The sequence below is a fragment of the Vibrio sp. 1249-1 genome, assembly GCF_033340495.1.
Window position 1 is genome coordinate 1 of the sequence record NZ_JAWOWJ010000463.1, and the last position, 736, is coordinate 736.

Annotated in this window: 1 protein-coding gene; it reads left to right on the top strand. The window is 51.4% G+C overall.

The genetic code is table 11. The features are described 5' to 3' along the window. On the top strand, window positions 1-736 hold a 736-nt coding region (locus R7Z50_RS27005), incomplete at both ends, for a metallopeptidase TldD-related protein (RefSeq protein ID WP_318149683.1).

Sequence of the window (736 nt, forward strand, 5' to 3'; positions counted from 1 at the left end):
TGCTGAGGTCTTTGGATGCGTACATTCGCACTAAAGAGCCTCTGATCAAAGAGGTGTCTATTAGCATCAGTGGCGTGCACGAGCAAATGCTAGTTGCCGCTACAGATGGCACTTTCGCTGGTGATACTCGTCCTCTTGTTCGACTATCCATCAGTGTACTTGCACAGAAAGGTGACCGTCGCGAGCGTGGCAGTGCTGGTGGTGGTGGTCGTTTTGGCTACGATTTCTTCTTGTCTGAAACAGATGGTGTGAAGCAAGCCTTCCACTTCGCGGACGAAGCCATCCGTATGGCGTTAGTTAACCTAGAAGCAGAAGCTGCACCTGCAGGTATGATGCCAGTGGTGCTTGGTTCTGGTTGGCCTGGCGTACTGCTGCATGAAGCGGTAGGTCACGGTTTAGAAGGGGATTTCAACCGCAAAGAGTCGTCGGTATTCTCTGGCAAAATGGGTCAGCAAGTGACGTCATCGCTATGTACGATTGTGGATGATGGTACGCTGAAAGATCTGCGTGGTTCACTCAATGTGGACGACGAAGGTGTGAATGGTCAGTACAACACGCTGATCGAAAATGGCGTATTGAAAGGCTACATGCAAGACAAGCTGAACGCGCGCCTAATGGGGGTAAACCCAACGGGTAACGGTCGCCGCGAATCTTACGCGCACTTACCGATGCCACGCATGACTAATACCTACATGCTGCCAGGTGAACACACACCAGAAGAAATCATCTCGACCGT